Source organism: Polyangium spumosum, from assembly GCF_009649845.1.
Lineage (GTDB): Bacteria > Myxococcota_A > Polyangia > Polyangiales > Polyangiaceae > Polyangium > Polyangium spumosum.
Genome location: NZ_WJIE01000014.1, coordinates 1 through 15,532 on the forward strand (window position 1 = coordinate 1; position 15,532 = coordinate 15,532).

Annotated in this window: 11 protein-coding genes; 4 read left to right on the forward strand and 7 right to left on the reverse strand. The window is 70.2% G+C overall.

Annotated elements, in window-relative coordinates:
• On the reverse strand, window positions 1-1,265 hold a 1,265-nt coding region (locus tag GF068_RS33795; RefSeq protein WP_170319840.1), incomplete at its 3' end, for a serine/threonine protein kinase.
• 111 nt (window positions 1,266-1,376) lie between these two features.
• On the opposite strand from GF068_RS33795, the gene GF068_RS33800 reads away from it, so the two are divergent.
• Window positions 1,377-1,619 (forward strand): hypothetical protein, encoded by a 243-nt coding sequence (locus GF068_RS33800; protein WP_153823658.1) that lies wholly within the window; start codon window positions 1,377-1,379, stop codon window positions 1,617-1,619.
• 13 nt (window positions 1,620-1,632) lie between these two features.
• Here GF068_RS33800 and yhbY read toward each other — a convergent pair whose 3' ends face one another.
• A complete protein-coding gene (gene yhbY / locus GF068_RS33805; protein ID WP_153823659.1) occupies window positions 1,633-1,935 on the reverse strand; it encodes a ribosome assembly RNA-binding protein YhbY in 303 nt (100 codons plus the stop codon).
• A 158-nt stretch (window positions 1,936-2,093) separates the two neighbouring features.
• Between yhbY and GF068_RS33810 the strand changes: the two genes are divergently transcribed.
• On the forward strand, window positions 2,094-2,570 hold the full coding sequence (locus tag GF068_RS33810; protein WP_153823660.1) for a host attachment protein: 477 nt from the start codon (window positions 2,094-2,096) through the stop codon (window positions 2,568-2,570).
• Between the two features lie 60 nt (window positions 2,571-2,630).
• Window positions 2,631-4,049: an MATE family efflux transporter gene (locus GF068_RS33815; protein WP_153823661.1), complete on the forward strand. Its 1,419-nt coding sequence runs from the start codon at window positions 2,631-2,633 to the stop codon at window positions 4,047-4,049.
• Between the two features lie 16 nt (window positions 4,050-4,065).
• Here the strand turns inward: GF068_RS33815 and GF068_RS33820 are convergent, their stop codons facing one another.
• A complete protein-coding gene (locus GF068_RS33820) occupies window positions 4,066-4,587 on the reverse strand; it encodes a dihydrofolate reductase family protein (RefSeq protein WP_153823662.1) in 522 nt (173 codons plus the stop codon).
• Between the two features lie 342 nt (window positions 4,588-4,929).
• Between GF068_RS33820 and GF068_RS33825 the strand changes: the two genes are divergently transcribed.
• The gene (locus tag GF068_RS33825) at window positions 4,930-7,107 is read left to right on the forward strand and encodes a bifunctional alpha,alpha-trehalose-phosphate synthase (UDP-forming)/trehalose-phosphatase (RefSeq protein WP_153823663.1); all 2,178 of its coding nucleotides are present in this window, start codon (window positions 4,930-4,932) and stop codon (window positions 7,105-7,107) included.
• Window positions 7,108-7,113: 6 nt separating this feature from the next.
• Here GF068_RS33825 and GF068_RS33830 read toward each other — a convergent pair whose 3' ends face one another.
• From GF068_RS33830 to GF068_RS33845, 4 genes are all read right to left on the reverse strand, one after another.
• Complete coding sequence (locus GF068_RS33830; RefSeq protein ID WP_153823664.1) at window positions 7,114-8,619, reverse strand: serine/threonine-protein kinase; 1,506 nt, start codon at window positions 8,617-8,619, stop codon at window positions 7,114-7,116.
• Between the two features lie 12 nt (window positions 8,620-8,631).
• Window positions 8,632-10,020, reverse strand: coding sequence for a sigma 54-interacting transcriptional regulator (locus tag GF068_RS33835; protein WP_153823665.1), 1,389 nt, complete (start codon window positions 10,018-10,020; stop codon window positions 8,632-8,634).
• Window positions 10,021-10,096: 76 nt separating this feature from the next.
• Window positions 10,097-11,593, reverse strand: a complete 1,497-nt coding sequence (locus GF068_RS33840; RefSeq protein WP_153823666.1) for an OmpP1/FadL family transporter — start codon at window positions 11,591-11,593, stop codon at window positions 10,097-10,099.
• A complete protein-coding gene (locus GF068_RS33845) occupies window positions 11,590-15,501 on the reverse strand; it encodes a hypothetical protein (protein WP_153823667.1) in 3,912 nt (1,303 codons plus the stop codon). Before GF068_RS33845 ends, GF068_RS33840 begins: the two co-directional genes overlap by 4 nt.
• Window positions 15,502-15,532: the final 31 nt, after the last annotated feature.

Consider the following 15,532-nt stretch of genomic DNA (forward strand, 5'->3'; position numbering starts at 1 on the left):
GGCGCGGGCGCGGCAGCCGGCGCGGGCGCGGCAGCCGCCGCTGGCGCCGACGGGGCCGCCGCGGGCACGGGCGGGACGATGGGCCCGGAGAAGACCTCCGTCGCCTGATCGTCGATCGGCGCCTGCTGCGCCGCGGCCATGTGCCTGTGCAGGATCGGCGAACCGTGGTTCACCGAGCCCGGGTGCACGCCGGTCTCGGCGTCCTCGTCGGCGGGCAGGTGCGCGAACTCGGCGGGAACGGCGCCTGCGGCCATGGCTGCGCCGTGGCCCCCGGGCGGCGGCGTCGGGGCGGGCAACCACCCCGGCGCGCTCGGCGGCGGCGCGGGCGGCGGCACCGAGCCGGTCGTCTTCCGCTCGCGCGCGGCCTGCGCGATCTGCCCGATACGATCCACGAGCAACCGGCCCTCGTGCGGCGCGAACGGCAAGAGCGCGTGGGCGAACGCGTGCACGCTCCGGAAGCGCGCCTCGACGTCCTTCGCGAGCGCCCAGCCGATCACCGTGTCGAGCTCCTTCGTCACGTCGCCGCGGAGCTGCGAGACCGGCATCGGATCGTCGCGCGTGATCTGCAACATCAGGTGCGCGGCTTCGCCCTGGAACGGCGGGCGACCCGCGAGCATCTCGTAGAGGATCGTCCCGAGCGACCAGACGTCCGTGCGCGCGTCGACATCCTTCGCCTTGCGCACGAGCTCCGGCGACGCGTACGGCGTCAGGCCGAACATCGCCGTGCCCGTGATCTCGCCCATCGCGTCCTGCGCGCCGCCGAGCAGCTTCGCCGTGCCGAAGTCGGTGATCTTGAGCATCGGCGCGCCGCCCGTCCGTTGCGTGACGAAGAGGTGCGACGGCTCGAGGTCGCGCACGACGATGCTGTTCGCGTGCGCCTCGGCGACGGCCTCGCAGGCTTGCAGCACGAAGAGGATCGCGTCGTGCAGCGGCAGCGGCCCGGTCTTGCGCACGTGGCGCTCGAGGTCGGTGCCCTCGAGGTACTGCCGGACGAGGTAAAACGTCCCGTCCGCCTCGTTGCCGACGTCGATGATGCGGGCGACGTGCTCGGAGGCGATCTTCGACAGGGCGCGCGCCTCGCGGCGGAAGCGCTCGATCTCGCGCTGATCGGCCTGGTGGGGCAGGAGCAGCTTGATGATGGCCCGCTGGTCGAACGACGTGTGGAACGCGTCGACCGTGAGCCCGTGTTTACGCCCGAGGATGGCGCGAACGCGGTACTTACCGCCGATCAGGGCGCCGGGGTGGATGTCGTTGGCGGAGCGCATGAATCGTCGTTGTCGGCGAACCGGATCGCGCGGACATTCTTGCATGCCCGCGGCGGGAGGACTAGCAACGTGGTGTCCCGTCCGGGCCGAGAGAGCCCCACGCGCCGCACCATGAAGCGCTACCAACCTGGCCCCTACGACAACCTCCCCGACGTACGGGACGGCCTGACCCGCAAGGAGCGCATCGTCCTCTGGGTCCTGCACCAGACGCAGGAGGAGCTCCGGGGCCGCAACGTGCCCACGGCGATGCTCTACGGCCGCGTGGTCGAGCACATCGACATGAGCGTCGAGGAGCTGCAGAGGATCCTCGGCCGCCTGGCCGCTCCGCAAGAAGAGCTCCGCGGCAAACGCTGACGGCCGGCCGCGCTCAGCCGGCCTTCGGCAAGCTGATCTTCGGCTCCTTCGGGTGACGCCGGTAGAGCAGGATCGTCCGCCCGAGCATCTGGACGAGCTCGGCGCGCACGGCCGGCGGGATCTTCTCGGCGAGATCGCCGCGCTCGTCCGGGCACTCCGTCCCCACGCGCACCTTGACCAGCTCGTGTTGCTCGAGCGCTTGGTCCACGGCGGAGACGATGCCCTCGGTCAGCCCGTGTTTCCCGAGCTGGACCACGGGATCCAGGTGATGGCCGAGCGCGCGCAGGTGGCGGCGCTGCTTTCCGGTCAGGCTCATGCGGTTCTCTTTTTTGGTCGGCACGTTCGGTAAGGAGCGGCCGGCCTAGCCCCCCGGCACCTCCACGTCAAGCGCGCCCGCGCTCCATTGCCGGACGCACCCGACCCCTCCATGTTCCCTGCGTAGCGCCGGGGAGGCGCGAGAGGGAGGAGGGACGCGTGCAAGAGGAACGCGTGCAGGAGACGGAACGGACCACGTTCGTGCTCATCGCCGATGCCAGCCGAGCTCGCCTGTTCCGGCGGGGCTCCGAGGAGACCGCCGCGCTCGAGCTCATCGAGGAGTTCGAGCACCCCGAGAGCCGCGCCATGGCCCGCGATCTCATGGCGGACAAACCCGGCCGCGCCTTCACCGGCGGCGGCCAGGTCGCCGGCCGCAGCGCCAAGGAGTACACCACCGACCCGAAGGAGGTCGAAGCCCAGAAATTCGCGCGTAGCCTCGCCGATCGGCTCGCCTCGCTCTACGACGCGCACGCCTTCCGCGAGCTCGTCCTCGCCGCGCCGCCGAAGTTCCTCGGCCTCCTGCGCGCCACGCTCGCGGCCCACACGAACCACGTCGCGGACACCGTCGTCGCCTCGCACGAGAAGGACTACACCCAGCTCGACGTGCGCACGCTCGCCGAACGTATCGCCGCCTGATCCTCGGGCACGGAATCGTCGGAGCGCGCCTGCCGGCGTGAGGTATACCGGGGCCCTTCCATGAGCGACGTGGCCCCGATCTCCAGCACTTCGCGCATCGAGGACGAGCCGACCGGAGGCACGCGGACCGTACGCGCCGAGCTGCGCGAGCTCGCCGTCCTCGGCGGCCCCATCACCCTGAGCTTCGTCGCCAACCAGATGCTCGGGTTCGTCGACGTCGCCATGGTCGGCCGCCTCGGCGCGACCTCGCTCGCCGCCACGGGCATCGGCAACGGCATCTTCTTCACCATCAGCATCGTCGGCATGGGCGTCGTCCTCGGCATGGATCCGCTCGTCTCGCAGGCCGCGGGCGCGAACGATCACGCCCGCGCGCGCGCCGTCCTCTGGCAGGCCGTGCGCATCGCCGTCCTCGCCGGCGTCCCGAGCATGCTCCTCATCGTGCTCGCTGGCCTCCTCATCGGCCACGCCGGCATCGACGCCGAGACCTCGCGCCTCGTCCTGCGTTACCTCCTCGGCCGCCTCCCGGGCCTCATCCCCTTCCTCGTGGCCACGGCCGGCCGCACCTACCTCCAGGCGCGCGGCTTCCCGCGCGCGCTCGTCTCGGCGGCGATCGCGGCGAACATCACGAACTTCCTCGGCAACTGGCTCTTCATTTACGGCGACGACGGCCTCGCGCAGGTCGGCTTGCCTCGTATCGGTTTGCCGGCGCTCGACGTCCTCGGCGCGGGCATCGCCTCCAGCATCGCCACGCTCGCCACCATCACCGTCGTGTTCCGCGAGGTCTCCCGCCGCGACGGCGCCTTGCGCGCGGCCGAGCTCCGCCCCGACCCCGAGACGACGCGGGCCATCGTGCGGGTCGGCTGGCCGATCGGCATGCACCTGCTCGCGGAGGTCGGCGCCTTCTCCCTCGCGGGCATCTTCGCCGGGTGGATCGGCCCCGAGGCGGCCGCGGGCCATCAGGTCGCGCTCACCCTCGCGAGCCTCTCGTTCACCGTGGCGCTCGGCATGTCGAACGCGACCAGCGTCCTCGTCGGCCGCGCCGTCGGCCGCGGCGACCCTGCGGGCGCGCGCCGTGTCGGCCTCGTCGGCGTCGTCGCGACGAGCGCCGTGATGGGCCTCTGGGCGATCGTCTTCGCCGCGGCCCCGACGCTCTGCGCGCGTATCCTCTCGGACAAACCCGACGTCCTCGAGGCGGCTGTACCGCTCATCCGCATCGCGGCGATCTTCCAGCTCGCGGACGGCGCGCAGGCGGTCGCGGCGGGGGCGCTCCGCGGCGCCGGGGACACCCGGTCGGCGCGGAACGCGAACATGGTGGGGTATTACGTCTTCGGCCTCCCGCTCGCCCTCCTGCTGGGGTTTGGCGTGGGGATGGGCGCGATCGGGATCTGGTGGGGGCTCACGGCGGCGCTGTTCCTCGTCGCCGCGGCGCTCGTCGTGCGGTTCTCGCGGATGTCATCGACGCAGATGCAGCGGATCTGATCCGGCCGCTCGCGCCTCAAGTCACCGCGTACTGCAGCAAGAGCACGCCATTGCGGTAGACCTTCGTCGACAGGAGCGTGAGGTTCACGGGCGCGGGGAGGCGCGAGGCGAGGGGGATCCCCGCGCCGAGCAGGAGCGGGTTCAGCTTGATCAGCACCTCGTCGACGAGCTTCTCGGCGAGGAGCATCCCCGCGAAATCGCCGCCTCCGCACAGGTAGATGGGCTTTCCCTCCTTCGCCTTGAGGCCGCGGACGAAGCCGACCGCGTCCTCCGCGACGACCTTCACCCGTGGATTCGGGCTCTCCTTCAAGGTCCGGGAGAAGACGTACGTCTCGAGCATCGGATAAGGATCGGTGACCCCGACCTTGAGCCCGAGGTCGTACGTGCGCCGGCCCATCACGACCGCGCTGTATCCCGACAGCGACGCGAGGTAATCGGTGACGTGGTCCCCTTCCATGGGGAAACAATCAAACGAGTGGTCTTCCCGCGCGATGAAACCATCCACCGTGCTGGCGACGTGATACACGAGTTTTCGCATACGATCTCCAGATACACGCCGGCCGAACCGCCGACGTGGCGAGCAAGCAGCAACCAGGATTCTCAATCCGACCTGAACAGACGCATTTTACGCTCGACTCGATACCCAGTCCGTCGCGGACGGATGAGGAGACACAGCGTGCGTCTGCAATGGCGGGGGCTCGTGCTCAGCGAGGAGAGATCATAGGACGACGCTTCTTCAGCGCCGCGGCCACCCTACCGAGCGCCCCCGGATCACGCAAGAAAATTCGCATTCTCCGCACAAACGTTCGTCGGGGCCCGAGATCGTTTGTGCTCAAAATATTGTGGACATTCCATTCCATGGATGCCACGCTCGGCCACCTTGTCACGCATCCTCCTCGTCTCGAACCGCCTGCCTGTCACCGTGAAGGTCGAACACGGTGAGGTCCTCGTCACCCGCAGCCCCGGAGGGCTCGCGACCGGCATGAAAGGGCCCCACGAGCGCTCGGGGGGCCTCTGGCTCGGCTACCCCGGCGACATCGCCCGCCTCGCGCCCGATCAGCGCACGGCCCTCGAAGCGCGCCTGGAAGAGCTCCGTTATGTACCGCTGCACCTCTCCTCGGGCGAGGTCTCCAGGTACTACGAGGGCTTCTCCAATGGCGTCCTCTGGCCCCTCTTCCATTATTTGCTCGACCGCATCCCCCTCGGCGACCGCGACTGGGAGAGCTACCGCCGCGTGAACGAGCGATTCGCGGAGCTCGTCGCCGCCCACTACCGCGAGGGCGACGTCGTCTGGGTCCACGACTATCAGCTCATGCTCGTCCCCGGAATGCTGCGGAAGAAAATACCGAACGCCAGGATCGGTTTTTTTCTGCACATCCCATTCCCCTCCGCGGAGGTCTTTCGTATCCTGCCCTGGCGCGCCCAGATCCTCGAGGGCCTGCTCGGCGCCGACCTCGTCGGGTTCCACACGCTCTCGTACATGCGCCATTTCGCGTCGGCGCTGCTCCTCGTGCTCGGCTTCGAGGCCGACGTCGACCGCATCTACACCGAAGGGCGCGAGGTCCGGCTCGGCGCCTTCCCCATGGGCATCGACGCCGCCGCGCTCTCCACCCTCGCCGGCTCCGCCGAGGTCGAGGCGGAGGCGCAGGCCATTCGCCAGCCGGGGCAGCACATCCTGCTCGGCATCGACCGCCTCGATTACACGAAGGGCATCCCGCGCCGCCTCCTCGCCATCGAGCGCCTCCTCGAACGCGAGCCCTCGCTCCGCGGCAAGCTCCGCCTCGTCCAGGTCACCGTCCCCTCGCGCACCAACGTCGAGGCCTACCAGGGCTTCCGCAGCCAGGTCGACGAGCTCGTGGGCCGCATCAATGGCGCCTACGCCACGGTCCACTCCGTGCCCATTCATTCGATGTACCGCTCCTTCAACGAGCGGCAGCTCGCCTCGCTCTACCGCGCCGCCGACGTCATGATCGTCACGCCCTTGCGCGACGGGATGAACCTCGTCGCCAAGGAGTTCGTCGCGTCCCGCACCGACGAGGACGGCGTGCTCGTCCTCAGCGAGCTCGCGGGCGCCGCCTCCGAGCTCGGCGACGCCCTGGTCGTCAATCCCTACGATATCGGCGAGGTCGCGGCCGCCATCAAGCGGGCCCTCGTCATGCCCGAGGCCGAGCGCCGCACGCGCATGCAGAACCTGAGGCGACGCGTCCTCCAGAACGACGTCCACGGCTGGGCCCGGAGCTTCCTCGAGACGCTCGAGGAGCAAAACGAATCCATGAGCGCGGGCGGCCTCGCCGCGACCAAGCCCGCCGCCCTCGAGACGCTCACCGCCGAGCTCCGCGCCGCCCCGAGCCTCACGGTGCTGCTCGATTACGACGGCACCCTCGTCCAGTTCGCCCGCTCCCCCGAGGACGCCGCGCCCGACCGGGAGCTCCGCAACCTGCTCACGGCCCTCGCCCGCCGCCGCGACACCCAGGTGTTCGTCGTGAGCGGCCGGACGCGCGACGTCCTCGAGCGCTGGTTCGGCGACCTGCCCATCGGCCTCGCCGCCGAGCATGGCTTCTGGACGCGCGACGTCCCGGGCCAGGAATGGCGCGCCCGCAAGGACATCCCGTCCGATTGGAGCGCGAAATTCCTGCCCTTGCTCCGCCAGCTCGTCGCGCGCACGCCGGGCGCGATCCTCGAAGAGAAGAGCGCCTCGCTCACCTTCCACTACCGCATGGCCGACCCTGCGTTCGGCGCGCTCCGGGCCAAGGAGCTCCGGCTCCACTTCGGTTCCCTGCTCAAGAACGCGCCCGTCGAGATCCTCCCCGGCGACAAGATCGTCGAGATTCGTGCCATGGGCGCGGGCCCCGGCGCGCTCGTCTCCTCCCTGCTCGAAGCCGCTCCGGAGACCCGCCTCGTCGCGCTCGGCGACGACCTCGTCGACGAAGAAATGTTCGCCGCGCTTCCGCCCCCGCACATCGCCGTGCACGTCGGCCCGAGGCCGAGCCGCGCCCCCTACCGTTTGTCCGAGCCCACGGCCGCGCGCGCGTTCCTCAAGGCCCTCGCCGACGGCTGATCGCCCTCAAAGGCATTGCCGCTTGTATTTCTTTCGACCGGCCGCGTCGATGAAGAACGGCGGATCACAGCCGTCGATCCGCGCGGCGGGTTTCGCCCGCGGAGCCTGCGGGCGCGGCGGCGCCGCCCGGCTCGGCGCGGCGCTCGGCAGCGGCGCGAGGCTCGGCGCGGGAGGCGGCGGCGCAGGCGCGGAGGGGAGCGATTGCGGTGAAGAAACCAGCTCCGGCGCGGCGAGGCGCGCGGGAATCGAGGACGCGGCCGGCGGAGAGGCCGCGCTCTCCGGCCCTCCCCGCAAGAGAATGACGACCAGCAAAACCACGAGGATCCCGACGAGCCCGACGAGCGCGAGCACCACGGGCGACGCGCGTCGATCCGGCGCGCTCGTCGGCGCGGCATTCTCCACCGAGACCACGATCGGCGCCGTCGGCGCGGCCTCCTGGGCCGGAGCGCCCGCTGGCGAGGGCGTCATGTCGAGCAACGTCGGCTCGTCCGAGCTCGAAGCGACCTTCTCCGGCGCGGCGCTCCTCGGGGCGCGGCGCTCCTCGCCCTCGATCGCTTGCATCAGCCGCGCCCGCTCGGCGAGCGTGTCCCCCGAGAGCTCCTCGACCCACGCGGCGATCTCCGACGGCGTCGCGAGTGGCCCGCACGCCTCGAGGGCGACGGCCATTTCGAGCGCCGTCGCGAAACGCGCGTCCGCGTCGCGACGGAGCGCCCGGAGCGTGACCTCATCGAAGCTCGGCGGCAGATCGGCCACGCGTTTGCTCGGCGCCTCGACCTCGGCCTCGAGCAGCCGCACGAGCGCGAGGTCCTCCGACGCCCCCGCATAAAGGCGCCGGCACGTGAGCGCCTCCCATAACACCACGCCCGCGGCATACACGTCCGCCCGCCGATCGAGCACCTCGCCGCGGAGCTGCTCGGGCGACATGTACGCGAGTTTGCCCTTGATCGTATGGTCGCTCGTCACGTGCGCCCGGCCGGCCGCGCGCGCGATCCCGAAATCGAGCACACGCGAGACGCCGTCCGCGCCGACGAGCACGTTCTGCGGCGACACGTCGCGGTGCACCACGCCGAGCGGCTCGCCTCGCGTGTCCTTGGCCTCGTGCGCCGCGTGCAGGCCCCGGAGCGCGCTCGCGAGCACCGCGGCCACGATCCTCGGCGGGATCTTCTGCTTTCGCTTGCTCGCCGCGCTGATGAGCCGCGACAGCGGCTCGCCGTGCACGTACTCCATGACCAGGAAGACCTCGCCCTCCTGCGACACCACGTCGAGCGTGCCCACCACGTTCGGGTGCCGGATCCGCGCCGCGATCCGCGCCTCGTCCGTGAACATCGTGACGACCTCGGGCACGCGCGCGTGCCAGGGGTGCAGGCGCTTGATCGCCACCGTCCGCGAGAACCCCTCGTCCCCGACGAGCCTCCCGAGGTGAACCGTGGCCATGCCGCCCGCCGCGATCTCGTCGTACACGCGGTACCGGCCCACAACCCGGACCCGGGGCGCGCCCCGTTCGGCTTCCATGGAGCCTCGAGGTTAACCCTTGTGGCGCGCCTTGATGAGCTGAAAGTACCGCCGCGCGATCCCCGACGCCGCCGCCGCCGCGCCCACGTTCCCGCCGTGCGCCGCGAGCACGCGCTCCACGTACCTCCGCTCGAACACCTCGACCACGCGCTCTCGCGCGCGGGGGAGCGGCAACTCGAGCGCGAGGATCTCCTCGATCCAGTCGGCCGCGGACGCGGCCTTCGCGCTTGGCCTCGGCACGCCCGCGGGTTTTGGCGCGCCCGGCCGCGCCGTCGCGATGGGCGCGAGTTCGCCGAGGGCGACGCGACGCGCGACCGCGTTGTAGAGCTCGCGCACGTTGCCCGGCCAGGCGTAGTCCGTGATACGCGCGGCGAACTCCGGCGGGAACGGCGTGTCCTTGCTCGCGAGCTTCCGCCAGAAGTGCTGCGCGAGCACGAGCACGTCGCCCGATCGACGCCGCAGCGGCGGCAGCTCGATCCGCGCCACCGCGAGCCGATAGAACAGATCGTCGCGGAACCTGCCCTCCTGGATCTCGTGATCGAGGTCGCGCCGCGTCGCCGCCAGGATCCGCGCGTCGACGCGGATCCACCGGTTCGAGCCCACGCGCTGCACCTCCGAGCGCTCGAGCGCGCGCAGCAACTTCGCCTGCAGCGGCAGCTCCAGATCCCCGATCTCGTCGAGCAGGAGCGTGCCGCCGTGCGCCTCCTCGAACACGCCCTTGCGTGACTCGGTCGCGCCCGTGAACGCCCCGCGCTCGTGCCCGAAGAGCGCGGACTCGACCAGGTTCGGCGGGACGGCCGTGCAATCGAAGACCACGAACGGCCCGTGCTTGCGTGGCCCCATCTCGTGCAGCGACTCGGCCAGGACCTCCTTGCCCGTGCCCGTCTCGCCCTCGATGAGCACGGGCACGAGCGCGCCCGAGAGCCGCTCGCAGAGCGGATACAGCGCGCGCATCTCCGGGCTCGCGCCGACCATCGAGCCGAACCGCACGGCCGAAGGGATCGCCGCGGGCGCCTGATCGGCGAGCCTGTCCACGCGGATCTGCGTCTCGCCCATCGTGACGACCTCGCCGCCCACGAGCAGCGCGTCGAGCACGGCCACGCCTTGCACCGACGTGCCGTTCGTCGAGTCGAGGTCGGTCACGCGCAGCTTGCCTCGGCGGATCTCGAAGGCCGCGTGCCTGCGCGAGACCAGCCGATCGTCGATCCGGAGGTCACAGCTCGGGCTCTGCCCGACGAGCACGCGCGACGGGTGCCCCGGGGCGACGGCGAACGTCTGCCCGCGGCTCGGGCCGGCGACGACCACGAGCGAGAACCCGGGTGAAGCCGCGCGCTCGGGCCTCTGCGCGAGCTCCGTCTCCACCTTGTCGTCGAACACGTCGTCGTCTTCGAACCCGCTCATGCGCCGCCATCTCAGCACGCACGCCCGCTCTCGTCACGAGCAGGCGCGCGCCTCGTTTTTTGCTGGCGCGCCGCGGCTACGTCCCGCTCCCCGCCGCCTTCGCCTTCGCCGGCGCAGCCTTCCCGAACGTGTACGTCGCCCCGAGGCCGAGGATCGTCGCGCTCGCCGAATACCTCCCGCCGTTGATGATGTTCGGCTGCGGGGGCGGGTTCGCCACGAGCGGGCTCACCTGCTCGATCTTCGCCTCCCGCGGGTCGACGTCCTGCGAGAACAGGATCACGTGCGCCGCCACGACGTCGAGCCGGACCGGCCCCACGTGGAGCCCCGCGCCGATCGAGGGCGTCAGCTTGTTCGAATCGATCGTCAACACCGAGACGTACTCCCTCGGCACCGCGCTCGTCTCGAACCGCAAGCCCGCCCGCACGTCGAGCCGCACCTTGCCGAGCGGGATCGTGTATTCGCCGCCGACCTGGGTCGAGAACGCGCCCTGGAAATTGCGCTGCAGGTTCACGGGCGGCAGGTAATACGTATCGGGAAAACCCACCACGTTCTTCAGCGCGACGCCGTCCGGATCCACGCGGATGCTGTCGTGCACGCCCCAATCTTCATAAGCGAACGCGAGCTCCGCGCGTAGTTTGTCCGTCGGCCGCGCCTCGATCCCGAGCCGCACGTTCCACGGCAGCTCGAAGGCCACGTCCGCGTCCTCCCCCTCCTGCCGCGCCGTCGCGAACGGCGCCGCCGACGGCAGCCGCGTCCGGATCGTCCCGCTCGAGCGCACCCAGAACGGCAGATGCCCCGACAAACCCACCCTCACCTTGGGGTGCGGGATGTAGATCACCCCCACGTTCCCCGACGGCGCCACGATCGGCCCTACCGCGAGCTCCGCGAGCACGTCCCACGACGGCTGCTCCGGCGCGCAGAAGAATCGATCCGGCACGCAACCCGAGAAGACCACCGTGCTCCGGAACGTCCCCGCGAGCACCTCGATCCCCGCGCCGATCCGCAGGTTCGGCGTCGGCGCGTAGGCCGCGTAAACGCCGCCCACCGCGAGGACCGAGCCTTCGAGCGAGAGCAGCGAATACCGCTGCGGCGCGGGGCCCCCGTTCACCGTCTCCGGATACGTCGCGATCCCCGCATAAGGCGCCCACAGCCCGACGCCCACCACCCATTGGTCGTGCGGGACGAACGAGAACCCGAGCGTGGGGATCGGCAAAAACGGCGCGCTCCCTCGCACCGGATCGAACGTCTGCTCGCCCTCGCTCACGGTCGCGCCCGTGTTCGGATCCGTCTGCCGGACGATCGTGCTTCGCGTGTATTCGCTCGAAAAATGAACGTAACTCGCGTCGAAGAGCACGCTCATCCCGGCGTCGAAGAGGCCCGCCGGGTTGTACACGACGGCGCCGAGGTCGTCGGCGCCCGCGACGAACGCGCCTCCTCGACCGAGCGGACGCACGCCGCGCTCCGAGAGGTAGAGCCCCGCCGCGGAGGCGGGTCCGGCGAAGAGCCCGAACGAAATGGCGGCCAGCGCGCCGATCGCGGCGGCGCGCCTCCGCGGGGAATTCGTCCGTTTCATTCGCGGGGCCGCTTCTGGACGATGGTGTAGATCTGCTCGAGGCCTCGCGTCGGGCTCGTCAGGAAATCACGCGTCGAGCCGAAGATCGTCTCGTAATCGGTGGGCGCGAGCGGCCCCGGGTTCGCGGCCGCGTCGATGCGGCTCACCTCGGCCACCGTGTCCATGATGATCTCGAGCGGCGAGAGCCTCGCCACGCCATTCACCGGCGCCATCGGCGTCACGAGGTTCGGCAGGATGTGATCCATCACGTGGTACCTGTCGTACTCGTCCGCGTTGAGCGCCTTCAAGAGCTGCAACGCCGCCGGCAATGCGCCCTTGTCCCCGTCCTCGTCCTCGGGCCGCGCGCCCGGGGCCGCCGCGTTGAGGAGCGGCGCGAGCTCGGCATCCGCGAGCAGCACCTGCAAGGCGTCCGCGAGCGACGACAGCGTCGCCTCGAGGGCCTGCCCGTCGCTCGCGGCCGAGAGCAGATGATCGAGCAGCCTCTCGAGCTCGCGCCGCGCCGTCTCGTCCTGCCGGATCTTCTCCAGAAGATCGATGAGCGCGGCCGTCATCGGGCTCTCGAGCCCGTCGGCGAGTGATTTCCCGAGCCCCTCCTTCGCCCACGTGCACGGCGTCCCATTCTCGCGATCGGGGCAATGCGCGTTCACCTGCTCGCGGAAGACGCGCAGCGTCGTCGAGAGCGCCCGCGGAATCGCCGGGTTCGCGAACTTCGCCGCATCGCCTTCGCCCTCCACGGCGAGGAACTGATCCACGAGCTGCGACCGCGCCCGCTTCCATTGCCCCTTGCGCCGATCCGCGTCCGCCTTGCACGTCTCGTACGCCGCCTGGCAATCGGCGAGCTCCTGCCCGGTTTTTCCGGAGCAACCACACGCATTGTCGAAGCGCAGATCCATCGCGTGCAGCCCGTCGGCGAACAAGGTGAACACCGTGGCTTGCGCCTGCGGCGTCCCGTCGGTCCACGTCGTGCCCTTGTTCCCCTTCCGATCCCGGATCCCCGCGTTCTCTGCGTACGTCGGATCGAACAGGATCTTCGCGGTCTTCTCGAGCACGTCGGCGCCCGTGAGCACCTGCCCCGCGCTCGGCCCGCGCGCGACCGTGATCTTCGAGACGTCCCGCATCGCCTTCGAGAACTCGTGCAGCGCGGGCACGACGTCGGTCAAAAATGCGTCGGCCAGGATCGGCTCGTACGTGTTCACGCCGGCGCCCGAGCAATACAGCGGGTTCGTCTGGGCGTCCCCGCTCGAATCACACTCCGGCCCGTGATCCGGCCCCGGCCAGTGCCGCTTCAGGATCTCGATCAGGTCGAGCAACATGAGCTCGCCGTCGGCGTTGGACGAGGCGTCGGCGAACGCGGTCACGACGGGCGACAGGTACTCGTAAAAGCCGAACCGCTCGAGCAAAAAGAGCGTGTTTTTCCCGCGGATCCGGAGGATGTTCGCCGACGTGTCGCACTTGCGCGTGCCCTCCTGCGTCTGCGGACAAACCACGGTGGGGACGGGCTCGATCAGGCTCGAAATGAAGTCGTTCGTCTTCTTGTTCTTGGCGTTGCCGCCGAGGATGTAGAGGTCGAGGTCCGGCAGGATGCTGAACTGCTCCGACGTCGCGCCGAAGAAGACCAGCCGGTTCAGCGCCTTCGGCTCCGGCTTCAGCGTGAGCCCCTCGATCCCCGACGACTCCTCGAAAAGCGCGTCCTTGCTCGTGAAGACGCCGAGGAAGTTCAGGATCCCGTCGAGCACGCCCGATTTGATCTTGAACTCGGCGCGCTTCGGGTGGCCGGGCGGCAGCACCGAGTCGAGGTAAAACACCGCGAGGTTGGGGAACTCGAGCAGCTCGCATTCGTCGTACGCGGGCACGGGCCAGATCGGCCACGACACGGAGAGCCCGCCGACCGAAGCCTGCACCTTCGCGCCCTGCTTGTTGCACGCCTTCACGTTGTTCGCGTGATGGATGATGTCGAGCGTCCGCTCCCAGCAAGAGCGGTTCTCCCCCGCGAGGGGCTTCTTCCGATCGACGGGCGTCGACGGAGGCAACGTGTTGTTCTGCGTGACGTTCCACGCCAAACCATTGAGGTCGTCGTCGTGATACGTCATCTCGTCGCGGTTCGTCATGAACCGCGCGAGCGACTCGCCCATGTGCGCGACGCCGTCCTTCGGCTCGACGAACGCCGGATCCGCGAACGACCCGATGAGCTCGCCCGTGAGCCCCGGCCGCTGCGTGATCCGCCCCATCACGCCCGCGATCTCGTCCCAGATCGGCGACTCGTACGGCACCTTCGCGAGCTTCTCCAGCCCCTGCGCCGCGAGCGCGTCGTGATCGAGCGCGATCTTGCGGATCCGGAGCGCCGCCCCGAGCAGCCGCGCGAGCTCTTGCTCGTGGTTCTCCACGAGATCGATGAGCCCGAGCACGAGCGCGTCCGACTCCGGATCCGCGAGGATCTGCCCGAGCGCATGCGCGAGATCCGGCAGCGGCGACGTGTCCGCCTTGAAGCGCCGGTACGGCACGCAGCTCTCGCACGTGGTCCCCGCGGGCTTCACCTCCTCGGTCTCGAGATCGTAGACCGCGTCCTCGCGATCCCCGAGCAGCATCGTCGCCCCCGCGACCGCGTACATGAGCGTCTCGCGCTCGCTCTGCCACGCGTCCTCGCCCGCGCCGGGCGCGTACTGCGTCGCGTCCACGAGCGGCGCGAGGTCCTGCGCGATCGCGCCGATCAGCGTGCGCGACGTGTCGATGTACTCGTACACGGCAGGTTCGGGGCGCCCGTACACGTCCGTGCCCGGCGTCCCCGCGGGGCTGAAGGGCGCGAGCGCCGGTACCGGCACGTGGATCGTCGTGACGAACTGGCCGAACTCGTCGGTGTCCGCGAAGCCGTCGCCGTTCGTGTCCGCGAACGGCGCGGGCACCGTGCCCGCCTGCCCCGGCACGTTGCCGGAGGGCACGACGAACCCGCGCCGATCCCGCCGCGCGATCCACGTCGATTGCGCGGCAGAATCCTTCGCGTACCGATCGTGCTGATCGAGCATCACGCGCGAGAGGATCTCGAGCGTCTCCATCGGCCGGTTCGGCTGCGCCTTCGCCGCGTCCACGACGAGCGGCGAGAGCGGCGCGAGCTCGGGCTTCGAGCTCGCGAGATCCCGCTCCACGACCCTGAGGATCTGCGCGAGCTCGGGCGCCATCACGCCGTCCGGCGCGAGCACGTCGAGCGCGCTCCCGAGCAGCGGACGCAGGCGCGGGTACGAGAGCAAGGGCCGCACCGCGCCGAGCCCCACGCCCGCCGGCCTGTAGCCTTGCCGGCCCCATATCTTCGAGAACGCCTGCCGCGCGGGCTCGCTCTGCATGAACGAGGCGAAGACCTCGCCGAGCGCGCGCGTCGAGGCGGGCACCGTGGGCGTCCCTCCGGGCTCGAACGGGTTCGACTCGTAGAGCCGCGAGAGGTCCTGGCTGAACGCGAGCAACGCGTCGTGCAGCCGCACCTTGTCGCCCTCGGCCTCGGTGCTGACGTCGTCGATCTCGACGTCGGGGAAGATCGCGTTGAACGCCTGCACGAGGTCGCTGCGACGCAGCGCCATGGCCTCGACCTTGGCGATCCCGAGCGCGCGCGCCGCCTCCTGCTCGGGCCCGGTCACGGCCGGCAGGAAGCTCGTATCGACCGTGTCCGCGTAGATGCCCTGGTTCGAGTAGTGGCAGACCGCGTGATACGAGCCGCCCGTGAGATCGTCCGAGAGCGAGCTCGCGCCGACACGATCACAAAGCACGCCGTAAAGATCGTCGCCGAGCGTGGCCTTGGGCGGCGCGATCCTCGTGGTATCGATGCCCTCGTGGCACGACGCGGCCGCGACGACGGTGGCCGCGAGGCCGAGCGGACGAAGAACACGGCGCAAGACAACCGAGCGAGTCAGACGAGCGCGCATGACGACCCTCCCACGACCGTGGATTGTACCT